Below are 661 nucleotides of genomic sequence, written 5' to 3'. Positions count from 1 at the left end.
GCCTTGAGCTTTGAGAAAGCCATTTCGATTGGATTGAGATCCGGGCTGTAAGGCGGAGTGAAGAGAAACCAAGCACCGCGATCTTTGAGGATGGCGGCGGCCTTTTCGCTCTTGTGGCTGGAGAGATTGTCCAGGACCACGACATCGCCCGGATTGAGCGTCGGGGCCAACTGGGTTTCCACCCATGTTTCGAAGATGACACGGTTCATGGGGCAGTCGATGACCCAGGGCGCGACGATGCCATCACAACGCAGGCCTGCGACGAGTGTCTGGGTTTTCCAATGGCCAAAGGGCGCGCGTGCCTTGAGCCGCCGACCGTGGCGCGCGCGACCGCGCAGCCGTGTCATCTTCGTCGTTGTTGCTGTTTCATCAACGAAAACAAGTCGATGAGGTTGCTCACGCAGGCGCCGTTGGCGATATACGCGCCATATTCGCCGCGCATCCGCTACATCATCGCGACCGCACTCCGATGCCAGAAGCGTTTTTTTTGAAGCTATAGCCAGCCTTGCACAGTGCACGCGACAACGACGCGGGATGCGCTTTGACGCCGCTCGCTGCCGCAAGTTTCGCCGACAGCTCCGGCATCGTTATGTCAGGCTCAGCTTCAACCCAGCCCATCAGGCTGGCCATATGCTCGGCAAGTTTGCCGCCGCCAGCCGGG

At 59.8% G+C, this 661-nt stretch carries 1 protein-coding gene and 1 pseudogene; both read right to left on the bottom strand.

Annotation, left to right across the window (positions count from 1 at the left end; genetic code table 11):
* Positions 1 to 518: IS630 family transposase (locus tag AQZ50_RS20680; protein WP_197412575.1), on the bottom strand; the 518-nt coding region annotated here is incomplete at its 3' end.
* A pseudogene (locus AQZ50_RS21105) lies at positions 451 to 661 on the bottom strand (hypothetical protein); the annotation flags it as partial. The gene AQZ50_RS20680 and the pseudogene AQZ50_RS21105, both read right to left, overlap by 68 nt.

The organism is Novosphingobium sp. Fuku2-ISO-50 (genome assembly GCF_001519055.1).
Taxonomy (GTDB): Bacteria; Pseudomonadota; Alphaproteobacteria; order Sphingomonadales; family Sphingomonadaceae; genus Novosphingobium.
Note: the sequence above shows the minus strand (reverse complement) of the source record. Positions and strands in the feature narration are given on the sequence as shown.